The sequence below is a fragment of the Paludisphaera mucosa genome, assembly GCF_029589435.1.
GTDB lineage: Bacteria > Planctomycetota > Planctomycetia > Isosphaerales > Isosphaeraceae > Paludisphaera > Paludisphaera mucosa.
On sequence record NZ_JARRAG010000002.1, the window covers coordinates 4325434 to 4348345 of the forward strand.

Consider the following 22912-nt stretch of genomic DNA (forward strand, 5'->3'; position numbering starts at 1 on the left):
GATCCACGACGCCGTGCTTCAGGATGAACCCCAGGGGTCGCGCGACCAGGTCATGAACCGACACGGAAGGTCCCTACGTTGACGCCCCTCCTCGCGATCCTGTCGTCGCCGGCGGGACACGACGCCGTGGCACGGCCGCTGGGGGTCGCGATCGGCGCGGGCTGCCTGGCGTCGGCGCTGCTGCTGGGGCGCGAATTGCTCCGGGGGGCCGACGAGTCGCCCCGCCGGTTCTCGCGCGGGATCGTCCGGGGGCTGGCCGCGTTCGCGGCCCTGGCCGGCGCGGGGGCCCTCGCGACGGCCCTCGGCCTCGACGTGCGGGACGGCCTGCGGCTGACGCTCGGCGCGGGCCAGGCCGTCGCGGCCTGGGCCGTCGCCGGCGGCCTGGCGGCCCGCGCCTGGCGGGCCCGGGGCGGCTCGGCCCCGGCGGCGGGCGCGGCCGGGGCGGGTACGGCGAGTCCCGCCGCGGATCTGGAGTCCCTGCAAGAGGCCCTCGACCGCGCCCGGCGCGACGCGCGATGGCTCCAGCTCTTCGCCAGCCGGACCGAAGAGGGGATGATCGTCACCGACGCCCGCCGGCGGATCGAGTGGGTCAACGAGGGCTTCACCCGGATCACCGGCTACGAGCCCGCCGAGGTCGTCGGCCGGATCCCCGGCGCGCTCCTCCAGGGGCCCGGGTCCGACCCCTCCGTCCGGGCCTTCATGGGCCAGCGCCTGCGCGCCGAGAAGCCGGTCCGGGCCGAGATCCTCAACTACGCCAAGAGCGGCCGGCCGTACTGGGCGGCGATGGAGATCCAGCCCCTCTTCGACGCCGAAGGCCGGCTCGTCAACTTCCTCTCCGTCCAGACCGACGTCACCGAGCGGAAGCGGGCCGAACGCCGGCTCGAGGCCGAATACGCCGTGATGCGGATCCTCGGCGACTGCACCCGGCTGGACGAGGCGTCGCCCCACCTGCTGGCGACAATCGGCCGGACGCTCGACTTCGACGTCGTCGCGTTCTGGACGTGGGACCGCCAGGCCCGCGCGCCCAAGCCGGCCGGCCGGCCCTGGATCTCGGCGCGGCTCGAGGCCGTCGGCGCCGGCGAGGCCCAGGCCGCGGCCCTCGCCGCCTCGCTCGTGGGCCCGATGGAGCGGGTGTGGACCAGCGGGGCCCCCGCCTGGGTCTCCGAGATCGCCCCCGACCGTCCCGACGAGGCCGAGGCCGCCGCCCCGCGGGCCCGCCTCGCCCTCCGCAGCGCCGTCATCGTCCCCGTGGCCGACTCGGAGAAGAGCGCGTTGATCGGCGTGCTGGTCCTGTTCAGCCGCGAGCCGCTCGCCCGCGACGAGCCCCTGCTGCAGGTCCTGACGACGCTCGGCCGCCAGATCGGGATGTTCGCCGAGCGCCGCAAGGCCGTGCGCGAGCAGGTCGAGATCAACGCCCGGCTCAACGCCATGCTCGACGCCTCCACCCAGTCGTCGATCCTGGCGGTCGACCCCGGCGGCGTGATCACGATCTTCAACACCGGCGCCGAGCGGATGCTGGGCTACGCGGCCGGCGAGATGGTCGGCCGGTCGACGCCCCTGATCCTCCACGACCCGGCCGAGGTCGCCGGCCGCGCCGCCGAGCTGGCGGCCGAGTCGGGCCGGCCCGTCCAGGGCTTCGAGGCCCTCGTCGCCCGCGCCCGCCGCGACGGCCACGACGTCCGCGAGTGGACCTACATCCGCAAGAACGGCGAGCGGATCGCGGTCCTGCTGGCCGTCACCGCCGTCCGCGACCCCGAGGGGAGCCTCCGCGGCTTCCTGACGATCGCCACCGACCTCAGCCAGCGGCAGGCCGCCGAGCGTCAGGTCCGCTCCAGCGAGGCCCGGCTCCGCCGGCTGGTCGAGGCCAACATCTTCGGCGTGGCCTTCGGCGAGATGACCGGGGCCCTGACCGACGCCAACGACGGCTTCCTCGACATGCTCGGCTACTCGCGCGACGACCTGATCGACGGCGGGGTCCACTGGCTCAACCTCGTCGCCGACACGTCCACCCGCTGGGTCCGCCGCTGCCGCGTCCAGCTCGCCAAGCACGGCAGCTGCCCCCCGTTCGAGATCGTCGTCCGCCGCAAGGACGGCCGCACGCTGCCGATCCTGCTGGGGCTCGCCCGGCTCGACGAGGCGCGGACCGACGCCCGCGCCCCGATCGTCGCGTTCTGCCTCGACCTGACCGAGCGCAAGGCCCTGGAAGACGAGCTGCGCCGCCACGCCGCCGACCTCGCCGAGGCCGACCACCGCAAGAACCAGTTCATCGCCATGCTCGGCCACGAGCTGCGCAACCCCCTGGCGCCGATCCGCAACGCCGTGCGGATCTTGAAGCAGCGCGGCGGCGACGACCCCGACCTCGCCTGGGCCAGCGACGTGATCGAGCGCCAGGTCGGCCAGCTCTCGCACCTGGTGGGCGACCTGCTGGAGATCGCCCGGGTCAACCGGGGGAAGATCCGGCTGCAGCTCTCGCCGACGGACGTCGCCGCCGTCGTCTCGGCCGCCGTCGAGACCAGCCGGCCCGAGATCGACGCCCACCGCCACCGCCTGACGATCGCCATCCCGCCCGCCAAGACGCTCGTCATGGCCGACCCGATCCGCATGGCGCAGGTCCTCTCCAACCTGCTGCACAACGCCGCCAAGTACACCGACGACGGCGGCACGATCCGGCTGTCGGCGAGCGTCGAGGGCGACCGGGCCGTCTTCCGCGTCCGCGACGACGGCATCGGCATCCCGGCCCCGATGCTCGACCGCGTCTTCGACGTCTTCACCCAGGTCGACCGCACCCTGGACCGTTCGGAAGGGGGCCTGGGCCTGGGCCTCACGCTGGTCCGCAGCCTGGTCGAGATGCACGAGGGGACCGTCGAGGCCCGCAGCGAGGGGCTGGGCCTGGGCTCCGAGTTCATCGTCCGCCTGCCGATCTGGATGGGCCAGCCCGCCGCCGAGCCGGACGACGCCGGCGACGCCGCGGACGTGGCGGGACCGCCCGCCCCCGCGACCGCGTCCACCTCGCCGCGGCGCATCCTGGTGGTCGACGACAACATCGGCTCGGCCCAGAGCCTGGCGATGATCCTCCAGTACGAGGGCCACGAGGTGCAGGTCGCCCACGACGGGCCGACCGCGCTTCAGATCATCTGCTCGCGCGCCTTCGACGTGGTCTTCATGGACATCGGCCTGCCCGGCATGGACGGCTACGAGGTCGCCCGCAACCTTCGCGCCCGCGCCGAGCTGGCCGCCTTGCCCCTGGTCGCCGTCACCGGCTACGCCGAGGACGAGGCCCGCCGCCTCTCCCACGAGGTCGGCTTCGACCACCACCTCGTCAAGCCCGTCGACCCCGACGCCATCCTCGCCGTCGTCGCCTCCCTCGAGTGGGCCGAAGACGCCCCCGCCGACGCCGTGCCGGGGTCGCTCCGGAACTCGGCCTCGTTCGCGGGCGAGGCCGAATGAGAGGCTGTTCCCAAGGGTCGGCTGCGTCCCCGGGCGACGGCCTTCCCCCCTCGCGGCGTCGGTCTCCACAGGATTCCGTCGGTGGTGGTGGGACGGGATCCATGCAGATGACGCGCGGCCTGGATCACGGCAGGACGCGTCGACCGACGGCCGTGTTCAGCCCCATCATGCTGCGACGGTGACGGACCTGGGTGTCGTGGTACTGGCGGACGATCTCGTTGTATTCCCTCTGGGCGACGGCGAAGTCGACCAGGGCCGCCTCGCCCTCATTGTAGCGCCGGAGCGTCTCGTCGCGGATCCGCCGGGCCCCCTGGGCTCGCATGGCGTTGAACGAGGAGACCAGCAGCAGGCCGTTCATGACGGCCACGCCGAGGACGGAGATGAACCCGATCGCGGCCGAGATTGTTGAAGTGCGTGCCCGTGAGGAGGAGCGCCCAGACGCCCCCCAGCGACACCGCGGCGACGTTGGCGAAGATGACGCACGCGTCCAGGAGCGAGCCGAAGGCGAGGTAGAGCAGGACCACGATCAGGGCGAAGGCGACGGCGATGACGAGGCCCATCCGCCGCTCGGCCTGCTCCATCTGGCGGAAATCGCCGCTCCACTCGACGCGATACAGCGCCTCGACCAGCGGGCCGACCCTGGCCTGGGCCTCGGCCACCGCCCCGGCCAGGTCGCGGCCCCGGACGCCGAACTTGACGGCGATCATCCGGTTGCCCTCCTCGCGGTAGATCATCGAGGCCCCCGGGTGGATGAACGACGCCGCGGGGTCGGGGTCCCCGTGGGAGTCGGTCGGGGTGACGAGGTCGCCCAGGCGCCTCCAGGGGGCGTCGCCGAAGTCGCTGACCCCGGCGCTCAGCGAGCTCCCCGCGAATGCGGGCATGTCGCCGCTCGTTCCGATCGAGGCGACGCTCCGGCTCGGTCCGGTCAAGGTCGTACCCTGCGCCGCGGACGCGAGCCCGCCGCTGACCTTGTGGCCGGTGACGTCCACCGGAATGTCGAGGATCGCGGTGTCGCTCTGGCGGAGCCGCTCGGGCCAGCGGAGCGTCACGTCGAAGGATTTCTCGCCCTCGATCATCTGGGTGAACGGCTTGCCGGCCACGGCCGTCTGGATGACGTCTTCGACGGCCTGCACGCTCACGTCCCAGAGGGCGCACTTCTCGCGGTCGATGGGGAATTCGAGGTTCGACTGGCCCTTGATCCGGTAGACTCCGACGTCGGTGAGGCCGCGGACCTCGGAGAGCGTCGCCTCGACGCGGGCGGCCGTCTTCTCCAGCTCGTCGAGGTCGGGGCCGATGATCTTCACCGAGTTCTCCCCCTGCACGCCGGAGAGGACCTCCATGACGTTGTCGCGGATCTGCTGCGAGAAGTTCCAGTTCACCCCGATGATGGTCCGCGACAGCTCGGCGCTCCGTTCGGAAACCAGCTCCGGCTTGGTCCGCGGGCGCTTCGCGGAGAACCACCGCCTCCAGCCGACCTGCTCCTTGACGGCGGGCCACTCCTCCCCGGGCTTGAGCGGGACGAAGAACTCGGCGCTGTAGAAGCTCGTCGGGTCGGTCCCGCCGTCGGGGCCGCCGAGCTGGGCGGCGACCAGTTCCACCTCGGGATATTTCCGCATGATCGACCGGGCCAGCTTCGCCTTGTCGGACACCTCGCCCAGCGAGATGTTGATCGGGAAGATGCTGCGGATCCACATGTGCCCCTCGTCCAGCTCGGGCCTGAACTCGCGCCCCAGCCGCGGCACGGCCCAGCCCGCCGTGGCGACGACCAGGGCGGCGAAGGACGCGAGCGCCAGGCCCCGGTGACGCAGCACGAAGCCGAGCTGCCAGAGGTAGGCCGCCTTGATCCCGCGGACGAGGAAGTTCTCCCGCGAGGGCTTGAGGCGGCGGAACAGCAGCAGGCAGAGCACCGGCGAGAGCGTGCCGGCCAGGAAGAAGGCCCCGGCCAGGGCGAAGGCGTAGGTGTCGGCCATCGGGGCGAAGATCTGCCCCTCGGGCCCGGTCATCGTGAAGAGGGGCAGCATGGCGCAGACCATCACGATCGTCGAGAAGAGGAGGGGCGGCTGAGGATGACCCGCCCCAGGCGGGTGTGGCTGCCGACGGCCACCCCCTGGGAGCCGACGTCCTCCCAGGGCTTGCGCGCCCCCCCCCCTCGACGACGTCCTCGACGCGCACCGGGACGTTGTCGGTCGAGGCGACGACGATCCGGCGGATCTCGCGGATCCGCGAGCAGATCGGGCTGCCGAGGGCGTCCTTCGGGTTGCTCAGCGTGTAGCGGAAGATCTCGCCGATCGGCGACCGGGGCGAGATCTCGGGGACCGCCCCCTCGGGCAGCTCGACCGAGCGGAGGCGGTTGATGACCTCCTGGCGGGCCTGGTTGTAGTCGGCGCCGTAGTCGAACTGGTTGTTGACGAACGCCAGGCCGAAGTGGGCCTTGCTCCGGGAGGCCGTCAGCCCCGGCATCCCCGCCAGCGCGACCTCCAGCGGGATCGTGACCTGCCGTTCGACCTCCTCGGCCGAGGCCCCGGGGTACATCGCGACCACCTCGACGATCGCGGGGGCGGGGTCGGGGTACGCCTCGACGTTGATGTGGAGGAACGAGTAGCCGCCGACCCCGGCGAGCGCGACGGCCATGAGGAGCACGAGCAGGGGATTGTCCACCGACCAGTCGAACAGCTTGTGCACCTATCGGATCGCCCCTCTTCCGGCGGATCACTCGTCCCCGGATCACTCCCGGTCGCGGGCCGCGGCCCGGAGTTCCTTCAAGGCCGCCCGAAGCTCCAGCGCCCCCGAGACGACGACTCGCTCCCCGATCGCGACGGCCTTGGCGAGGTCGCCCTCGCCGGCGCGTGGGGCGGCGGCCCGGACGAAGGCGACGTCGCTGGTGTGGCGGAGGATGGCCACATGCCTCAGCTCGTACGACGGCCGACCCGGGTCGGGCTGGACGAAGACCACGCTCTCGTCGCCGTCCTCCACGAGGGCGGAGGTCGGGATCTCGATCTCGTTCGGATCCGTCGGCATGGGGGATCGAGACCGTGATGAACCGGCCGGCCCGCAGGCGACCCGTGGGGTTGTCCACGTGGCCGGTCACCAGGGCGGTGAGCTGGTTCGAGTCGATGATGTCGCCGATCTCCTCGATGTGCCCCGCCAGCGGCTCGGCGGCCGGGTCGGCCTTGAGCCGGACGGTCCACGAGATGGGGGACGGCAGCGCGAGCAGCACCGGCAGGTCCTCCTCGTAGTTGTGGGCCCAGACGGACAGGCGCCGGAGGTCGGCGATCTTGAAGAGGTCCGAGGTCGTCGCGGCGATGTCGCCGACCGTGACGTTCTTCTCGACGACGGTCCCGCCGAAGGGCGCCCGCACCTCGAGCCTGGCCCAGGACCGCTCGCGGGCCTTGTCGCGCGTGTTCTTGTTGGCGTGCATCTGGTCGGCCTCGGCCTCGACCGAGGCGATCTCCTCGTCGGTCAGCCGCCACGACAGGAGCGTCCGCTCGACCCGCATCACGGCGATCTCGTCGGCCTCGACGGCCCGCTTGGCCTCGCGGACGTTGCGATCGGGGATGGCCTGGTCCTTGAGCAGCCGCTCGAGCGTCTCCTGCTCCAGGCGGAGTTGCGAGAGCGCGTCGACGTATTCGCTCTTCTTCTCCCCCAGCGCCGTGCTCCAGAGGACGGCCAGGAGCTGGCCCTCCTTGACCTCGTCGCCGAACCGGAGCGGGCGCGTGGCGGTCCCGCCAGCGGCGGCCGCGGCCTCCGGGTCGGGCATCGTCCCGACCTCGACCACCTCGCCGTCGAAGCGGGGGTGGACGCGCGCGAGCCGGTTCGCGTCGAGGGCCAGGGATCCCGAGAGCGAAAGGCTGCGGACCTGGTCCGACGCCCGCGCCTCCGTCGTCCGGATCCGGAGCGCATCGACCACGTCGGGCGGGACCTTCAGCACGTCGTCGCGGCCCGCGACGAGCTCGGCCGCGTCGCGTCCGGCCTCAGGCGGTGCCGCGGGAGGGTTTACGCCGATCCTTTCCTCTTCGCGGCCGAAAGACTCGATCGCCCGCAAGATCCGCCCCCGGACGCCGAGCGCGAGGGCCGCTGGCGCCGAGGAGCAGCAGCGTGCGGGAACGGCGGCCCATTCGGCCCTCCCTCGGAAATTGCGTCGGGGATGATCGCAAAATATCCCACCACCCCTCTCGGGAGTTCGTCCGTCCCCTTCGAGGCGCAGCGCACCTTGCTCGCCGGAGGCCCTGGATTCGAGCCGCAAGCCCAGGCCTCGGATGGTTCGGCGAGCCTCCGACCGGCGGACCGCTCAGCGGGCCCGATCCCTCCCAGCAGTCGGGTCGAGACGCACCATCCGCAATACGGGGTGAGACGGGGCCGACGCAGCTGGGTCCGATCGTGGGCCTTCGGCCCCGCGTTTCGCGGACGCTTCACGGATCGAGGGCTCGCCATCCGGTTCATCAAGCCGACCGGCGCCTTGAACGGCGGGCCCGTCGACGTGGCCGCCGAGCATGTGGCCTGCGTCTCGGCGGCTCCGGACATAATCTGGGCCGAGTCGCAAGGCACCGGGGTCTACTTCGTCGGGGGCGGACGTGATCGCCGCCGAGTCCGTCGAGTCGGTCATGGCGGCGCTGGGCCTCGACGCCCATGGCAAGACGATCGATGACATGAGCTGACTTGCTCATGGGTCTGCCAAGCCACGCCGAGGGCTATTCTGCGCGTGAGGCGTCTTCCCCCTCGTACCAGACGCGGAGGCGTGAGAGTCCGCCTTCCCACGGCGAAATCGTCTCGACGTTGAGCACCCGGATCCCCTCGGAGGCGATCCAGTCGTTCGCGGCCTCGACGGCCTGGTCGAACGTCATCGCCTCGTCGTCTTTGCCGAGGCCGAAGAACCCCGGCCGGGGGAGTTTCTGTTGGAAGTCGCGATAAGCGATCAAGACGCCTTCCTTCCGAACGAGCCGCCCGTTGCTCCAGACTCAATCGTATCGTCGCCCGGCGTCCTCGAGGATGACGATCACCGTCCAATCCGGACCACCGTAGGAGAACTCCCGCGCGACGACCGTATAGACGTCGTCGCTCTCGGCGAAACTCACGCGGTCGCCGACCTCGGGCACCAGCGGCGGTTGGTCGCTCTCGACCTCGGAGCCGACGACGTCGATACCCTCGCCGCCGGCGTCGACGAACAGCATCACATACTTCATGCGGCGTCCTCCATTTCATCCGACCCCGACGGCCGGACGACGCGATGGTCCGGGACGCGGCGGTCCAGCGGCGCCGCGACGTATTCGGAGATCGCCCGGCCGCGGCGGTGGGATTGGACCAAGATCAGCTCGAACATGTCAACCGGCAGGTGGCCCGGCCCAACTCCTGGGCCGGGGCGATGTTCGCCCCGCCGAGCGAGGCCCCGGCCGAGAGGACGTCGAGCCCATCGGCGGGCGTCGGCCGGATCGCGTCGATAGCGGCGGCGTGGCGCAAGAGAACCTCACCCAGGCCGACGTCTCCGCCTCCATGCCCTCGCGTCACGGTCCGGGTCGCATGCTCCTCCGCGTCGGCGTCGATCGGCAGCACGCGCCGGCCGCGCTTCGCCATACCGACGGCGATGGTCGCCGCGCAGGCCGACTTGCCGACGCCGCACTTAGAGGATGACGAACGCGATCCGTCGCATCGGCCTCGTCCCCCATCCCCGGCTGGAAGGATCATCGGATGCGACGGCGTGGGGCTTGAGCGTCGGGACGACCAAACGTCGGGAGACCGCGGCGACAACCCTCCCAACCGTCAGGCGTCCCAAGTGCCGTGCTTCAAAGCATGCTGGCGCCCTGAGGCTCCAATGGCCCGGCGTCAGGACCTCGAGGCGTCTGGGGCGCTCGACGCTCCGGCGGCTACGCGGCGGGACGTCATCGCTCCGGTGCTCGGATGATGCGGCGGCCCAGCGGCTGGACGTTTCGTCGGCCGAAGCGTTCCCACGTCAGGGATTGCCACGTCGAGCCTTCACGGCCGCCGGCATCCTCGACGCCTGGGCGTTGGGGCCGAGTCGTCGCGGCGGCTGGACGTCGAAGGCCTTGCACGCTCCAAGGTCGGGAGACCTGGGCGACGCGGCGCCTAGAAGTCATGGCGGTTGACATCGGCATGCGGAGCCATCGGGCCGAGGTGGAAGTGGGGCGGAAACTCCCGGCGTTGCGACTCCGGAATCTCGCCCGACGATCGGGACGCTCCGGAGGTCGGCGGTCCATAGGCGGCCAGGAATAACGCGGACCGAAATTTCTCGCGCGTCCACCTCGCCCGTTGCGCTTCTTCGTCTGGAGACATGGTCCTTCCTCTGAAATTGGATCGTGATCGCGCCCATCCTCTGATGGAAGCCTAGGCCGCGGCTCGCGGGCGCGCAGGACGATCCGAGCAAGATGAGGGCAAGTGGGGCGTGACGTCGCTCGGGCGGACGTCGCCGTTCACCCCCCCGCCGGATTTCGCCCACGCCGAAATGCGTCGCCGAAGGAAGCTGCGCGGCTTTCGGACCTGGGCGGGGGTGCTGCGCCAGGCCTCTGATCGGCCCGCCGCGAAGCCGCCGCCGATCCGCTCGGCCATTCCGCGCCTGACGTCGTCGTGGCGAGCCCCTGGGGGCGGCGAAGGGGGCGCATGGAGCGCGCATCCTTGGTGGGCGGCGGGGCATGGGGGCGGCCGACGTCGTCTTACTCTCGAAAATGCCTGGGACGTACTTCCCGGCCGCGAAGATGCGTGGGCCCTCGGCGGGCGTCGGGTTGGGATCGGGGTTCTTCTCGTCTTCATCCCCCCGGAGAGGGAGAATCCCCCCGGTTCTAAATCTCTCGTTCTGGGAGGCTCTGAATCGTCATCGAAAATGAGCCATCCCCAGGGCGGGCTTTCATAGGCTCCCCCGTCGGGGAGCCTCGCGGCCGGAGCCGCATGGTCTCATGCGTGCCTGGACCGAAAGAATAGGTTCGTTATAATCTAACTATTTTGTCTTTCGCATGTTTTGATCGACGATCTCGACGCCCGCGTCAGATCGAAACGGCACGCCCGTCGAAATGCCATCCAGGGAGACTCTCAAGTTCAACCTCTCCAACCTCGCTCGATTGGCGCGGCGCGGCGCTCTCGCTGCTCGTGGTCGCGGCGTCGGCGGCCTCCGCCGCGAGATCAACTGGGACGGCGTCCCCGACGCCCAGGCCGACCCCGACCCGTTCCCCGGCGAGTTCTTCGCGGGACGCGGGGCCGTGTTCACCACCCCGGGCACGGGCTTCCTGGTCAGCGCCGGCGCCGGCCAGGGCGCGCCGCCGCTCTTCGGCTTCCCGAGCGACTTCCAGGCGTTCAGCGCCCAGCGCCTCTTCACGGCCGTGAACAGCAACGTCACCGACGTCCACTTCGTCGTGCCGGGGACGGACGCCGTCGCCACCACCAGCGCCTTCGGGGTCGTCTTCGTCGACGTCGAGGTGGGCGGGCTGACCAGGATGGAGTTCTTCGACCGGAGCGACAACCTGATCTTCGCCCGCGACGCCCTGATCGGCGGCGATCAGGGGCTGTCCTTCGTCGGCGGCGTGGCCGACGCGGGCGAGCGAATCGCCCGCGTGCGGATCACGTCGGGCCTCGACACGATCGTCGCCAACGGCCAGCTCGGGAACCCCAACGACGACGTCGTCGTCATGGACGACTTCCTCTACGTCGAGCCCGCCGCCGTCGCCGTCCCCGAGCCGTCGAGCCTCGCGCCGGCCGGGTTGGGGATGGTCGGGGTCGTCGTCGGCCTCCGCCGTCGCGACTCGGCCCTCGTTTTGGGGATCGATCACTTCTTCAGATGAGCATCCGCGAAGTTCAGGAACGCCTCCCAGTCGCTGGGCAGCACGTCGTGCTTGCCGGGGCGGTAGCGGTAGCCGATCGTCCCCTTGCTGAGCGAGTCCTCGGCGGGCGAAGGCCATCCGTGGAGCAGGAGCCCGTCGGTCCCGAGCAGGCGATACACGGGATCGGCGGCCTGGCCGGCGAGGAACTCGCCGCGGGGGTCGGCCCACTTGTCGTCCTCGGCGCTGCTGATCAGCACGGGACGCGGGGCGATCAGGGCGATCAGCTCGTGCTGGTCGACGGGGAGCTTGTCCTCGCGGCCGGAATACGGCTTGTAGTTGTCGCAGAACCAGTGCGGGAAGCTCTTGTTGAGGTGCGCCACGTCCTCGCCGAAGTTGCGCCGCGAGAGCGACGCCCCGCCCTCGCCGGAGTTGTTCGAGACGACCAGGGCGAAGCGGGTGTCCTGCGCGCCGGCCCAGAGCGCGGCCTTGCCGAGCCGCGAGTGGCCCATCACGGCGACCTTCGCGGAGTCGATCTCCGGGACGGTCCCCAGGTAGTCGAGCGTCCGGCTCAGGCCCCAGGCCCACGCGCCGATCGCGCCCCACTGGTCGGGGGCGGGCTTGGTCTGGCCGGGGCGGTAGAACAGGGGATGGACGCCGTTGTGGAAGCCGTCGTCGAAGTCGGGGTCGAGGTCGCCGTAGTACACCGTGGCGAGCGCATAGCCACGCTCGACGACCCGCTCGGCGCACCAGCGGTCGGCGACCGTCCCGCGGGCCGCCTCGGTCGCCTTGTGGTCGACGATCCCCGGTCCGTGATCGGCGCGCATCCAGGCCGTGGAGAGCCGCACGCCCGGGTCGCGGCTGACGGCGTGGTTGCCCTCGAAGTTCAGCCCGAGGAACGCCGGGACGCGACGGCCTTCCGCCGCATCCTTCGGCAGGTAGAGGAGCACTTCCATCCGCGGGGCGTCGGCCCCGTCGCCGAACCTGACCGAGACCTCGCGCCGCACCGCCTTGCCGCCGAGCGCCTCGCGGTCTTCCGAGACCATCTCATAGGCCACGGCGATCGGCTTCGGGGGCGTGGGCGTCCGACCGTAGACGTTCGTCTCGAAGAGCCGGAGCAGTTCCGGGCGTCGCACCTTGACCCACAGCTCGGGCGACGTCACGCCCCGGCCCTCGGCCGTCCGCAGCGGGTCGGGCAGCGTGTAGGGCTTGACGGCCGCCTCGTCGTAGTTCGTCTGCGCGTCGACGTCGACGCCGTCCGCCGTCGCCATGATGAAGCCCCCCGCGACGAACCCGCGAATCATCCACCATCGAACGCGTGCGAATCCGTCGATCATCTGTCGACCTCCCCTCGTTGGCCCAGGCTCCGTCGATGATGCCCGGCGCGACGGGCTCGTGCAACAAGGTGGGTCGGCGTCCCGGGAAATCCGACGAGGCCGCGGGGGGCCGTCACCGCCCCGGCATGCTCAGGATGACGTCCCCCTGCGGACGGCGCGCGAGGTCGGAGTCCTCCAGGGCGCGGTCGTCGACCCCGTCGGGGCCGATGGAGTAGACGACGAGCCCGGCGTCGAGCGCCGTCATCTTGAGGGGGCCGTCGCCGAACGGGTCGGCGGGGACGGTCGGTAGGCCGGCCTCCTTGCAGGCTGCGGCCAGATCGTCCGGGTCGGCCCCGCCGTGCGTCGATCGCCAGCGTCGGATCGCGATCAGGCTCAGCGATGCGTCGATGTAGAAGTCGCTCCGGGCCGCGGACAGGGCCATGTCCCGATACGCCGGCGTGAACAACTGCGCCAGCCAGAGGGGGGCCGGGATCTCGTCGACCAGGTGCCGGGCCGCCAGCTCATGGAACCGACGCATCCGTTCGGAGTATCGGGACGTCGCGGGCGCGGTCATCGCCGCCGCGAAATCGTCCAGCACGCGGTGCTCCTGGATCCAGTCCGGCCAGGCGTGCAGGATCAGGGCCTCGATCCCTTCCCTGGGTTGGATCCAGGCGCCCTCGGCGTCGACCTTGGCCGTCGGACCCAGGAGCGAGGCGGCCCGGTCGTCCGAGACCGGCTCGTCGACGGGGCGGCCGTCCGGCCCCGCCGCGGGGAACCGCCGATCCTGCAGGGCGCGCAGGAGCGTCCGCAGCATGACGTACTCGCCCTTCGCGCCGGTCGCGAAGCGATCCAGCCCGGTCGACTCGTGCTCCCGGAGGACGGCGGTCAGGCGGTCGCAATGCTCGACCTTCAGAGCGGGGGAGCGGAGGAGCGCGGGCAGGATCTGGAGGAGCGCCACATGGTCGATCGAAGCGCTGACGAGTTGAGAAATGTAGATCCCGCGGGGCCGAAGGTCGCGGCTCAGGCGGAGGAGCGAGGCGACGTCCCGGATCGGCCGCTCGATCTCGCCGTCCTCGACGTCGCGGAAGGCGCGCAGCCGAGCCGCCCGCGCGACGACGCGGGCGAGCTGGGCGTGGGGGATGCGCATGTCGGTCGCGAGCCCCGTCGCGAAGACGCACTCGGGACGCCGCTGGGCGGCGGCGAGCTTCCGGAAGCCCTCGCTCAGGTCGGCCAGCAGCGCGTCGGCCGCCTCGCGGTCGATCTTCTCGGGCTGCTTCAAGTTGGCTTCATGCAGGGCGCCGATCCGTTCCTGGCGACCCCCGGCGGCCGCGACGGGGGTCATGCCGGCGGCCGTCAAGCAGGCGTCGGCGTCCGCCCCGAACTCGGCGAACGCCTCGAAGTACAGCGGGGCGGCGTTCCTCCCCGGCGCGGGGTAGGTGAAGAACGCCTCGACGTCGAACGGGGCCCCGGCCTTCAGCCAGTCCGGGCACGAGACCACCGCGCCGGGATTCCGAGGCTCCTCGCCCACCGCCGCGCCGACCGCGACCGCGGCCAGTCCCACGCACACGCAGACGATCCGGCCCATGGCAAACCTCCCAGGAAACGTCGGCCGGCCACATTACCAGCACGCGACGCTGATCGCCGGAGGACGTCGTCGCGCGTGACATCGGTCGATCATGATACGTCGACACGATCGACACCGGAAGGGACGGCCTCGCGTGCGGCGCAGCGGAGTCGTCACGATTTCGAGAGCCGGCCGCTCGCGCATCCTCGACGATCGAGGAGCATCGTCGTCGCCGACCTGGCTTGCATCCCCGCCGCTCGTCGTGCCGCCTGACGCCTCGAAGTCACGTCGAAGGGGGAGGCGGCGGAGGCCGACGAACCTCCAAAGGGATCCCAGGTCCGTCGATTCCATCTCGGTTTGTGGCTCACCGCCGGCGCGTCTCGCCATGAGCCCCGGAGGGACTTCTCCCAGGGGTCGCCCGCGCCCCCGGCCTCCGACTTCATCGCCGTGGAGCACACCATGAAATCCACTCGAGTCTTGATGCTGGCGTTCCTCGGCCTCTACGCCGGGGCGTGCGCCACGCCGGCGTTGCGCAACGGGGGTGACGGCGAATCCGCAAATTACATCTACGGCTGGACGCTCCTCATGATGGGCTGGCTGCCGCCGTACATCTTCGCATGGATGGCGAACCCCTTGATGCTGGCCGGATGGGGAGCCTACCTCTTCCGATGCTACCGAACCGCCCGGGTGATCGGCCTCGTCGCCTTCATCTTCGCGCTGACGACGTGGTACCTGCTGGAACCGGCATCTCTGTTCATCGGATACTTCCTCTGGCAGGCGAGCGCCGCAGCCCTCACCGCCTGCGCGTACCTGGCGGCGGAAGGCGTGCGGAAGACCAAGCCGGCGACAGCCGACCTCGACGCCGTCGACTCTCTGCCGATCGGTCCTGAGGAGGATCCGGCATCGCCGAGTCAAACCCTGACGTTCGCGACGGGCGCGGGCGACCTCGAGGGGTGAGGTCGATGGGCCTCGGGATCATCAACGGGCCGGCCGAGCCGGCGGGGGTCGGCCGTGGAACGCGCGACCGAAGAGTTCGCCCTGATCACCTGCCTGGTCGTCGGGCTCTCGCATATCCTGCAACGCCGGGTCTGGACGGAGACGTACGTCGGCCTCCACCGGCTTGGAAAGCCCGGGGCGCTCCTCAACGGCGGGTTGAGCCTCTTCACGGGCGCGGCCCTCGTCGCCTTCCATCCCGTGTGGAAGGGCCTCGCGATGGCCCTCACCATCTTAGGATGGATGCTGGTGCTCAAGGGAGCCGTCTGCTTCCTCGCGCCGGACGCGGCCCTGCGAAGCATGGGCAAGGCGAGCGATCGCGGCTTCGCGGCGGGCGGCGTCGTCCTCCTGATCGTGGCCGCCGTCCTGGGCTTCGTCCTGGCGGCGACCTGAGGCCGGCGCGGGCGGCCGTCGGCTAGGGGGTCTTCGGCGTGACGACCAGGACGCAGTCATGATCCCCATCGGGGGGCGAGGCCGTCGCGCGCCCATCGGGCGAGACCGTGAGGTCGACGGGAGTGTTGCTATTCCCTGAGACGGGGTCGAACCACGCGGCCTTGAGGGTCGCGCCAGCGGGCAGGCCCGAGAGCGCGATCGGGCCGGGCGAGATCAGGTAGACGAGCCGCGCGCCGGCCGGGGTCGAGGCGCAGAGCGGGGCGGGGGCCCTGGTCGCGGCATCAGCCCAGGCGACGAGTTCGGGGTGCGGCTCCAGGTGGTTCCAGCCGGGGATGGATTCGATCAGGCGGCGTGCGGCGGCGAGCTGGGCGGAGCCGGGGAGCTTCATGGCGACGTCCCAGGGCGTCGTGCCCCAGTTGTTGCCGCCGGGCGAGTTGCCGTAGGGCTTGTCGCGGCCGTTGACCTGCCAGATCCCGTTGGCGCCGTAGGTGTGCCCCGCGCAGCCGCTGGCGATCGTGTGGGCCCAGAACGCCTTGCGGGCGTCGGCGTCGGTGAGCGTCGGGTTGATCTCCAGGGCCTCGTAACGCGACTCGCCGCTGAGCACGGGCATGGTCGGCGCGGTCTTCCAGCCCTCGAACCCCAGCGCCGCCTGCTGCTCGGCGGGCGTGCCGTGGCCGCTCTGGTGCATGTCGAAGTCGAGGACCGACGGGTCGGTCACCGACTGGCGCGCGGTCCGCGATGGGTGGCACGTCACCAGGCGGTGGAACGGGTCGACGGAGCGGAGGTAGGCCATGATCTCGGTCCACTCGCGCTTCTGCCGCTCGGCGTCTTCCTTCGGGCTCTTGGACAGGTAGAAGGGCATCGTCGTCTCGCCCGCCGCGCACCAGACGACGGGATACGCCCCCCACCGCGCGACGAGGTTGCGCCAGTGCGCCTTCATCTTCGCCTCGCCGAGCCAGGGGAGGTGATATCCCCACGCGCCGACGACGCAGGGCGTGAGGCCCTGGTCGACCAGATACGCGATCCGGCGATCGGCGGCGTCGAAATAGGCCGGGTTGATCCGCGCGTATTCCGGCTCCCAGGGGAACCCCGCCTCGTTGCGGCCGCGCGGGTCGAAGGCCGGCATGTCGGGATAGAGGCCGGCGACGATCTGGACGACGTTGAACCCTTTCGCGACGCGGTCGGCGGCCAGCGCCTGGAAGTCTGCGGGCCATGCGAGCCGATCCGTGAGGCCCATCCACCAGGTGTCGCCCAGCCAGAAGAAGGGCGAGCCGTCGGCGTGGGCGAAGTGCCGTTTGTCGTCGGCCACGCGGGGCGCGCCGTGGCGGAGCAGGGGGATGTCGCCGGTGTAAGGCACGACCTCGACGACGCCCGCGACGCCGTTCAACCCCGCGTCGCCCGCGTCGCTGCACGCCGAGACGAACCGATGCTCGCCGGCCTGCCGGCTGGAAAACCGCACGCGCCACGACTTGCCGCCGTCCCAGAAGGCCGGGACACGCAGGGTCGCGCCGTCGGGGGCCGTGAAGACGACGTCGAGCGTGATCTCGTTGAACGGGTCGGCCCGATCCTTCGCCGACGTGAACGCGACCTCGGCGACCTTCCCCGCCTCGACGCGGACGGGGTCGGCCGCGGCCCCCGAAGGGACGCCCGCGACGGCCATCCCCGCGAGCATCGTCCAGACGGCCCGGTTCGCTGCATGACCTCGCGGCTCGTGTCGCATCCTCGTCCTCCCGATCGCCGACCCTCTCGCCCCGCATGAAATCGGACGGTCATGATAAGTCGCCCCGACCGATGCGGGAAGGGGCGGCCCCTCGTGCGGCGGCGGGCGAGCCTGGAAACGGAGCCGGGCGCGTAGGATACTGGACGGCCCCGGACGTCGTCCGGATCCGCGCTCCGCGTCGCATCCTCACCCGCTCCGCCGTATCTGGCAGGTGCATCCTCATGAGGGTATTCGAAAACGCCCGCGCAGGCCTCCTCGCGTTCGTCGTCGCGAGCGCCGCGACGTCGACCCGCGGCGCCGGGCTCCCGGCGGCGGGGGCCGATCTCGACTCGGTCGAAAGCCGGTCTTATCCCGTCTGTTCGGCCGTCGTCGACGTCACGAAGGCTCCTTATTTCGCCAGGGGCGACGGCGCGACCGACTGCACCGACGCCCTCCAGGAGGCCCTGTCCGAGACGATGGGCCGGCGCAAGATCCTCTACCTCCCCGAGGGCGTCTACCTGGTGTCCCGCACCCTCGAATGGTCCAAGAAGAACGCCGACGGGCGGGACGCCTGGGGCTTCAACGCGGTCCAGGGCCGGCACCCGCGACGCAGCGTCATCCGCCTGAAGGACGCCGTCTTCACCGACGCGAGCGCGCCGAAGGCCGTCATGTGGTGCGGCGGATTCGGCTCGGCCGACTGGTTCCACAACTACGTCCAGGGCGTCACCATCGACGTGGGCCGCGGCAATCCGGGCGCGATCGGGCTGCAGTTCTACTCGAACAACACCGGGGCGGTCCGCGACGTCGCGATCGTGTCCGGCGACGGCCGGGGGGCGGTCGGTCTGGACCTGGGCCATCGCGACATGAACGGCCCTCTGCTGGTCCGGAACGTCGAGGTCCGCGGCTTCGACGTCGGGATCCGCACCGGGGCTGTCGTGAACAGCCAGACGTTCGAACACCTCCGCCTGTCCGGCCAGCGCGAGGTGGGGTTCGCCAACTTCGGCCAGGCCGTCGCGATCCGCGGCCTCGCCAGCGACAACGCGGTCGTGGCGCTTCGAACCGAGGGATTCACGGCGATCCTCGAGAGCGAGCTGATCGGTCGGGGCGTCGCCGGTGGAGCGCCCGCCGTGCAGGTCGGCAAGGCCCCGTTCTTCGCCCGCGACGTCGCGACCCGCGGCTACAAGGCGGCGCTGGCGGCGGAGGGGGGCGGCGCGGCGCCCGCCGGGGAGAACCTCGCCGAGTATTGCAGCGGCGGGCCCACGAACCCCTTCGGCTCCTCGTCGGCGTCGCTCCGACTCCCCGTGCGCGAGACTCCCGACGTCCCATACGGCGACCCGGCGGGCTGGGCCGTCGTCGACGCCTTCGGCGCCGACCCCACGGGCGACGCCGATTCGTCGGCCGCCATCCAGAAGGCGATCGACTCGGGCACCGAGACGGTGTTCTTCCCGGGTTCCTACGACATCCGGTCGCCCGTCCGGGTCCGCGGCAAGGTGCGGCGGCTGCTGGGGGTCGGCAACTGGCTCGACTACAACAAGCACTCCGCGCCCGACCTGATCATCGCCGACGGCGACGCCCCCGTGGTGGTCATGGAGCATTTCGCGTCGGTCAACGGCGGCGTCGCCGTCGAGACCGATCGGTCGGTGGTCTTCCGCAGCGTGCAGGACGCCTTCATCGCGCCCGTCGCCGCGGGGGACCTCTTCCTCGAAGACGTCGCCACCGCCGACCTGCGCCACAGCCCCGGCCAGAACGTCTGGGCGAGGCAGCTCGACATCGAGAACCAGGGGACGCACCTGACCAACGCCGGCGGCAAGCTCTGGGTCCTGGGCTACAAGACCGAGCGAGGCGGCTGCCTGGTGCGGACGTCGAACGGGGGGGCGACCGAGATCTTCGGCAACTTCAGCTACACCACCACCGCCGGCTCGCTCGCGCCGATGTTCGTCACGGAGGACGCGTCGGTCTTCGCCTTCTTCAACGAGGTCTGCTTCAGCGGCGACCCGTTCCGGACGCTCATCCGCGAGCGGCGGGGCGACGCCACCCGGATCGTCCGGCGCGGCGAGGGGAGCCTCGCGCCCTACGTCGCCAATCCCGCCGCACGCCGCGACGGCCGCTGACGCCGTCCCGTCGCGAGCCTCGTGCGGCGGCTTGCCGGCTAGGTCACGATCGCCAGGACGCCCTCGCCGCGGGCAGCCGCGTCGGTATAGAGCGAGCGGAAGCCCTCGAAGCCCGCGGCGATCCGATCCCAGGTCTGGGGGTCGTCGCCGGCGCCCCAGATCTTGTAGACGTGCTGCTCCAGCATCATCCCGGGATCGTAGGCCGAGCGGAGGTCCTCGACCGCCTGCCCGGCGAGCCAGGCGGCGATCGCGCCCACCTCGGCGGGGGGCGAGTAGCGGATTGCATGCCCCTGGCCGCCCAGGAGGTGCCCGGGGAGGCCGTTCGCGCCGAGGATCGCCTTCGAGCCCAGATCGGCCGCGTCGGGCTCGCCGCGTCGTCGCTCCTCGGAGAGCAGGAAATGGAGCATGTCGAAGAGGCGGTCGAGGGTGAAGACGCGGCCGTCGATCCCCGGGTGCGAGCGGTTCATGGCGTCGACCGCCGCCAGGAACTCGGAGTAGAAGCCGCGGTGATTGCGACCGTGCCTATCCGGCTCGAACAGCCAGGGCAGGCTGAGATTCTCGCCGAACGTCGGGTCGGCCAGGGCGCGCGTCAGGAGGGGGCCTTCGTCGACGATCGCGACATACCAACGCTCGATGCCCATCGGACGCTCCAGGTTGGGTTTCGCCAGGCCGACGACGCGGGTCGGGCGCCTCGACTGTAACACGGGGAAGCGGGCGGCCGCCGCACGTCAGCGGACCGGCCCCTTGTGCGGCCGTGCGGGCCGGTCACAATGTCGGGAGCCGGCCGCCCGCCTATCTCGTCGACCGAGGCCCCACGCCATGCTCCAGCTCGGGATCGTGACCTACAACATCGCCAAGGATTGGGACCTCCCCACGATCCTTCAGAAGCTCGAAGCCCTGGGCTACGGCGGGGTCGAGCTGCGTACCACGCATCGCCACGGCGTCGAGGTCGGGCTCTCGGCCGAAGCCCGCCGGGAGGTGCGCAAGCGGTTCGCGGACTCGCCCGTCGAGCTGGTGGGGTTGGGGAGCGCGTTCGAGTATCAGAGCGCGGACCCGGCGGAGGTCCGCAAGCAGGTCGCCGAGACGAAGGAGTACGTGCGGCTGGCGCACGACGTCGGGGCCCCCGGCGTGAAGGTCCGGCCCAACGGGATCCCCAAGGGCGAGGTCGCCGACGCCGTCTTCCGTCGCATCGGCGAAGCCCTGCATGAAGTCGGCGAGGACGCCGAGGGACAGGGGGTCGAGATCCGCGTCGAGGTCCACGGCGCGGGGACCGCGGAGTGGCCCGGGTTCGCTAAAATCATCGAGTACGCCGACCATCCCAACGTCGGCGTCTGCTGGAACTCCAACCCGCAGGACGTCCCCAAAGAGGGCGGCTCGATCGCGACCAACTTCCGCCTGGTCGCGGGCAAGATCCGCACCGTCCACCTCCGAGACCTGACCGACGAGGCGTACCCCTGGAAAGAGCTGTTCGCTCTGCTGACGGCAAGCGGCTTCGACGGCTACACCCTCGCCGAGATCCCCGAGAGCGCCGACCCCGACCGCGTCCTCCGCTACTTCCGCGCCCTGTGGCTGGCCGATCAACCCGCACGCTGAAGCCTTCCTTCGGACCCGACATGCGCACCACCCTCCGCGTCCCGCTCGCCGCACTGGCGGGCCTTTCGATCTTGCTCGCCCGCCCTTCGGCCGCGCAGGAGCCCACCGCGAACTACGAGACGCGGGACGTCGTGGGCTGGACCGTCCGCGTCCACCGCGACTTCCCCCGCGACGAGCCCGAGCTGGCCCACCACGTCCTGTCGCTGCTGGCCGATCAGCTTCGCGCCATCGTCCGCGCCGTGCCGGCCGAGGCCGTGGCGAAGCTCAGGACGATCCCGATCTGGGTCGACAAGGCCGAGCCGCACCATCCCTGCATGGCGTACCACCCCGACGCCGGCTGGCTGCGCGAGCACGACATGAACCCCGACAAGGCCCGTTGCGTCGAGATCGCCAACGCCCGCAACTTCCTCGACTGGTGCCGCGACCAGCCCTGGATGGTCTTTCACGAGCTGGCCCACGGCTATCACCACCAGGCCCTGGAAGGCGGCTTCGAGAACGCCGAAATCGCCGCCGCCCTGGAGCGGGCCCGAGCTGCGAAGACCTATGAAAAGGTGCTCCACATCAACGGGAGCGAGCAGCGCCATTACGCGTTGACCAACCCGATGGAGTTCTTCGCCGAGTCCTCCGAGTCGCTCTTCGGGACCAACGACTTCTATCCTTTCGTCCGCGCCGAGCTGGCGAAGCACGACCCCGAAGCCCATGCTTTGCTGAAACGCCTGTGGTCGATCGCGCCCGCCGGCGGGGACGGCGAAAGGCCCTGAGGCCGCGTCCGACCTCCCCGGCGAGGGAGACGGACGCGGGCCCCAGGGCCGCGGGATTCCGGGAGCCTCGACGCCGGGAAGCGTCAGGCGGGGCGGCGGCGGAACCGACGGCCGGCCAGCAGGCCGACCGAGCCGAGGCCCAGGAGGGCCATCGACGACGGCTCGGGGACGGCGGCGTTGTACGAGCCGGTCATCTCGACGATGAGGCCCGTGGGGGCTCCGTGCGTGTTCTTCGTCACGAAGACCAGGTTGTTCACGCCGATCTGGAAGTTGCTGGCGGCCGAGAAGTTGAACCACGACCCGTAAGACTCGTCGGTCGTGGTGATCCCCAGGGACTGGCCGTTGAGGAAGACGTCCTGGATCATGTCGTCCGAGGTCAGCCGGCCGCCGATCACGGCGGAGGCCAGGTCGGCGCCGCCGCCCACCGTGAACGTGGTGGCGTAGGTGTAGGTCCCGTTGGGCTGGCCGCCCGTGGGGACGATCCACTGGGCCGTCGAGGTGTTGGCCACCCAGCTCCCCGCGAGCCGCCCCACGACGGGGGCCGTGGCGGCGCCCGCCTCGTAGGCGACCGTGTAATGCAGGTCCGAAGCGCCGTCGGCCAGGAGGCCGTGCGAGGAGTTCACACCGGTGTTGTACAGGTCGGCGATCGTCACGTTGCCGCCCCGGACGTCGGAGCCCGCGACGGCCAGGACCAGACCCAGGGCGAGGAACCATTTTGCAATCATACTTTTTAGGCTTTCATATTACGATCTTTTCATTCCATGAATAGGGGCGTGGGCGGACCGCCGGCACTCGCCGTCGGTCTCGAATAGGCGCGGATCGCCGCCGCGACGTCGCCCACGACGCCGTTCCCTTCCCAGACGGATCGCGCCCGGGGGAAGCCCCCTCGTGCAACCAGGGGGGCCGTCCCGACGCCCGGCCGATCCCGAGCCCGCCGGGGCCTTCTCATGCACTCACGAGGGGATTATTTGGAGTGGTCCCGAGACAAGTAAAGCTCGGCGAAGCCCCCGATGCAACGAACCGGCGCGATGTGATCGAAGAGCGGCGGATGCGTGCCTCCGCGGCGGCGTCCGGGCGTCGGACGTGGGGCCGCGACCTCGATCGACCGACGGCCGGTCGAAAATCCGAAACAAGGCGTCACGCCCGCGGCGACCCCGGGGCTCGCTTGCAACCATGAATGGCCGCCGATAGAGTGACGGCCTGCGGGGGGACGACGGCTCGTGCCCGTGAGACGTCCGAGATGAGATCGGCCGCCGCCCCTCCCCACATGGGGAGAGT

General features: G+C 70.9%; 18 protein-coding genes and 2 pseudogenes. 7 read left to right on the forward strand and 13 right to left on the reverse strand.

Features of this window, described 5'->3' with window-relative positions:
* Positions 1-78: 78 nt before the first annotated feature.
* Positions 79-3447 carry a PAS domain S-box protein gene (locus tag PZE19_RS26645; RefSeq protein ID WP_277863638.1) on the forward strand — a complete coding sequence of 1123 codons (3369 nt, stop codon included), beginning with the start codon at positions 79-81 and terminating at the stop codon, positions 3445-3447.
* Between the two features lie 124 nt (positions 3448-3571).
* On the opposite strand, the gene PZE19_RS26650 is transcribed toward PZE19_RS26645, so the two are convergent.
* The 8 genes and pseudogenes from PZE19_RS26650 to PZE19_RS26685 form a co-directional block, all read right to left on the reverse strand.
* Complete coding sequence (locus tag PZE19_RS26650) at positions 3572-3769, reverse strand: hypothetical protein (protein ID WP_277863639.1); 198 nt, start codon at positions 3767-3769, stop codon at positions 3572-3574.
* Entirely contained in the window at positions 3714-5480 is a 1767-nt protein-coding gene (locus PZE19_RS26655; protein ID WP_277863640.1) for an efflux RND transporter permease subunit, read from the reverse strand. The genes PZE19_RS26650 and PZE19_RS26655 overlap by 56 nt, the downstream gene beginning before the upstream one ends.
* Positions 5481-5754: 274 nt before the next feature.
* Positions 5755-6078, reverse strand: a pseudogene (locus PZE19_RS26660) (efflux RND transporter permease subunit); the annotation flags it as partial.
* 93 nt (positions 6079-6171) lie between these two features.
* Positions 6172-6465, reverse strand: coding sequence for an efflux RND transporter periplasmic adaptor subunit (locus PZE19_RS26665; RefSeq protein WP_277863641.1), 294 nt, complete (start codon positions 6463-6465; stop codon positions 6172-6174).
* A gap of 307 nt (positions 6466-6772) precedes the next feature.
* Positions 6773-7204 (reverse strand): annotated as a pseudogene (locus tag PZE19_RS33215) (efflux RND transporter periplasmic adaptor subunit); the annotation flags it as partial.
* Between the two features lie 931 nt (positions 7205-8135).
* The gene (locus PZE19_RS26675; protein WP_277863643.1) at positions 8136-8363 is read right to left on the reverse strand and encodes a hypothetical protein; all 228 of its coding nucleotides are present in this window, start codon (positions 8361-8363) and stop codon (positions 8136-8138) included.
* 39 nt (positions 8364-8402) lie between these two features.
* Positions 8403-8627, reverse strand: a complete 225-nt coding sequence (locus PZE19_RS26680; protein WP_277863644.1) for a hypothetical protein — start codon at positions 8625-8627, stop codon at positions 8403-8405.
* 124 nt (positions 8628-8751) lie between these two features.
* The gene (locus PZE19_RS26685; protein ID WP_277863645.1) at positions 8752-9126 is read right to left on the reverse strand and encodes a ParA family protein; all 375 of its coding nucleotides are present in this window, start codon (positions 9124-9126) and stop codon (positions 8752-8754) included.
* 1337 nt (positions 9127-10463) lie between these two features.
* On the opposite strand from PZE19_RS26685, the gene PZE19_RS26690 reads away from it, so the two are divergent.
* Entirely contained in the window at positions 10464-11228 is a 765-nt protein-coding gene (locus PZE19_RS26690; RefSeq protein ID WP_277863646.1) for a PEP-CTERM sorting domain-containing protein, read from the forward strand.
* Here PZE19_RS26690 and PZE19_RS26695 read toward each other — a convergent pair.
* Positions 11213-12541, reverse strand: a complete 1329-nt coding sequence (locus tag PZE19_RS26695) for a glucuronyl esterase domain-containing protein (RefSeq protein WP_277863647.1) — start codon at positions 12539-12541, stop codon at positions 11213-11215. The two genes, PZE19_RS26690 and PZE19_RS26695, sit on opposite strands and share 16 nt — an antisense overlap.
* 112 nt (positions 12542-12653) lie before the next feature.
* Positions 12654-14105 (reverse strand): hypothetical protein, encoded by a 1452-nt coding sequence (locus PZE19_RS26700; protein WP_277863648.1) that lies wholly within the window; start codon positions 14103-14105, stop codon positions 12654-12656.
* Positions 14106-14543: 438 nt separating this feature from the next.
* Here PZE19_RS26700 and PZE19_RS26705 point away from each other — a divergent pair, with 438 nt between their 5' ends.
* Positions 14544-15041, forward strand: coding sequence for a hypothetical protein (locus PZE19_RS26705; RefSeq protein WP_277863649.1), 498 nt, complete (start codon positions 14544-14546; stop codon positions 15039-15041).
* Between the two features lie 54 nt (positions 15042-15095).
* A complete protein-coding gene (locus PZE19_RS26710) occupies positions 15096-15470 on the forward strand; it encodes a hypothetical protein (RefSeq protein ID WP_277863650.1) in 375 nt (124 codons plus the stop codon).
* Positions 15471-15492: 22 nt separating this feature from the next.
* Here the strand turns inward: PZE19_RS26710 and PZE19_RS26715 are convergent, their stop codons facing one another.
* Positions 15493-17190 (reverse strand): glycoside hydrolase family 140 protein, encoded by a 1698-nt coding sequence (locus tag PZE19_RS26715; protein ID WP_277863651.1) that lies wholly within the window; start codon positions 17188-17190, stop codon positions 15493-15495.
* A 221-nt stretch (positions 17191-17411) separates the two neighbouring features.
* On the opposite strand from PZE19_RS26715, the gene PZE19_RS26720 reads away from it, so the two are divergent.
* Complete coding sequence (locus PZE19_RS26720; protein WP_277863652.1) at positions 17412-19280, forward strand: glycosyl hydrolase family 28-related protein; 1869 nt, start codon at positions 17412-17414, stop codon at positions 19278-19280.
* A gap of 38 nt (positions 19281-19318) precedes the next feature.
* Here the strand turns inward: PZE19_RS26720 and PZE19_RS26725 are convergent, their stop codons facing one another.
* The gene (locus PZE19_RS26725) at positions 19319-19921 is read right to left on the reverse strand and encodes a DUF1877 family protein (protein ID WP_277863653.1); all 603 of its coding nucleotides are present in this window, start codon (positions 19919-19921) and stop codon (positions 19319-19321) included.
* Between the two features lie 178 nt (positions 19922-20099).
* Between PZE19_RS26725 and PZE19_RS26730 the strand changes: the two genes are divergently transcribed.
* Positions 20100-20873: a sugar phosphate isomerase/epimerase family protein gene (locus tag PZE19_RS26730; protein ID WP_277863654.1), complete on the forward strand. Its 774-nt coding sequence runs from the start codon at positions 20100-20102 to the stop codon at positions 20871-20873.
* Positions 20874-20893: 20 nt separating this feature from the next.
* The gene (locus tag PZE19_RS26735) at positions 20894-21634 is read left to right on the forward strand and encodes a hypothetical protein (protein WP_277863655.1); all 741 of its coding nucleotides are present in this window, start codon (positions 20894-20896) and stop codon (positions 21632-21634) included.
* An 83-nt stretch (positions 21635-21717) separates the two neighbouring features.
* On the opposite strand, the gene PZE19_RS26740 is transcribed toward PZE19_RS26735, so the two are convergent.
* The gene (locus PZE19_RS26740) at positions 21718-22359 is read right to left on the reverse strand and encodes a PEP-CTERM sorting domain-containing protein (RefSeq protein ID WP_277863656.1); all 642 of its coding nucleotides are present in this window, start codon (positions 22357-22359) and stop codon (positions 21718-21720) included.
* Positions 22360-22912 lie beyond the last annotated feature (553 nt).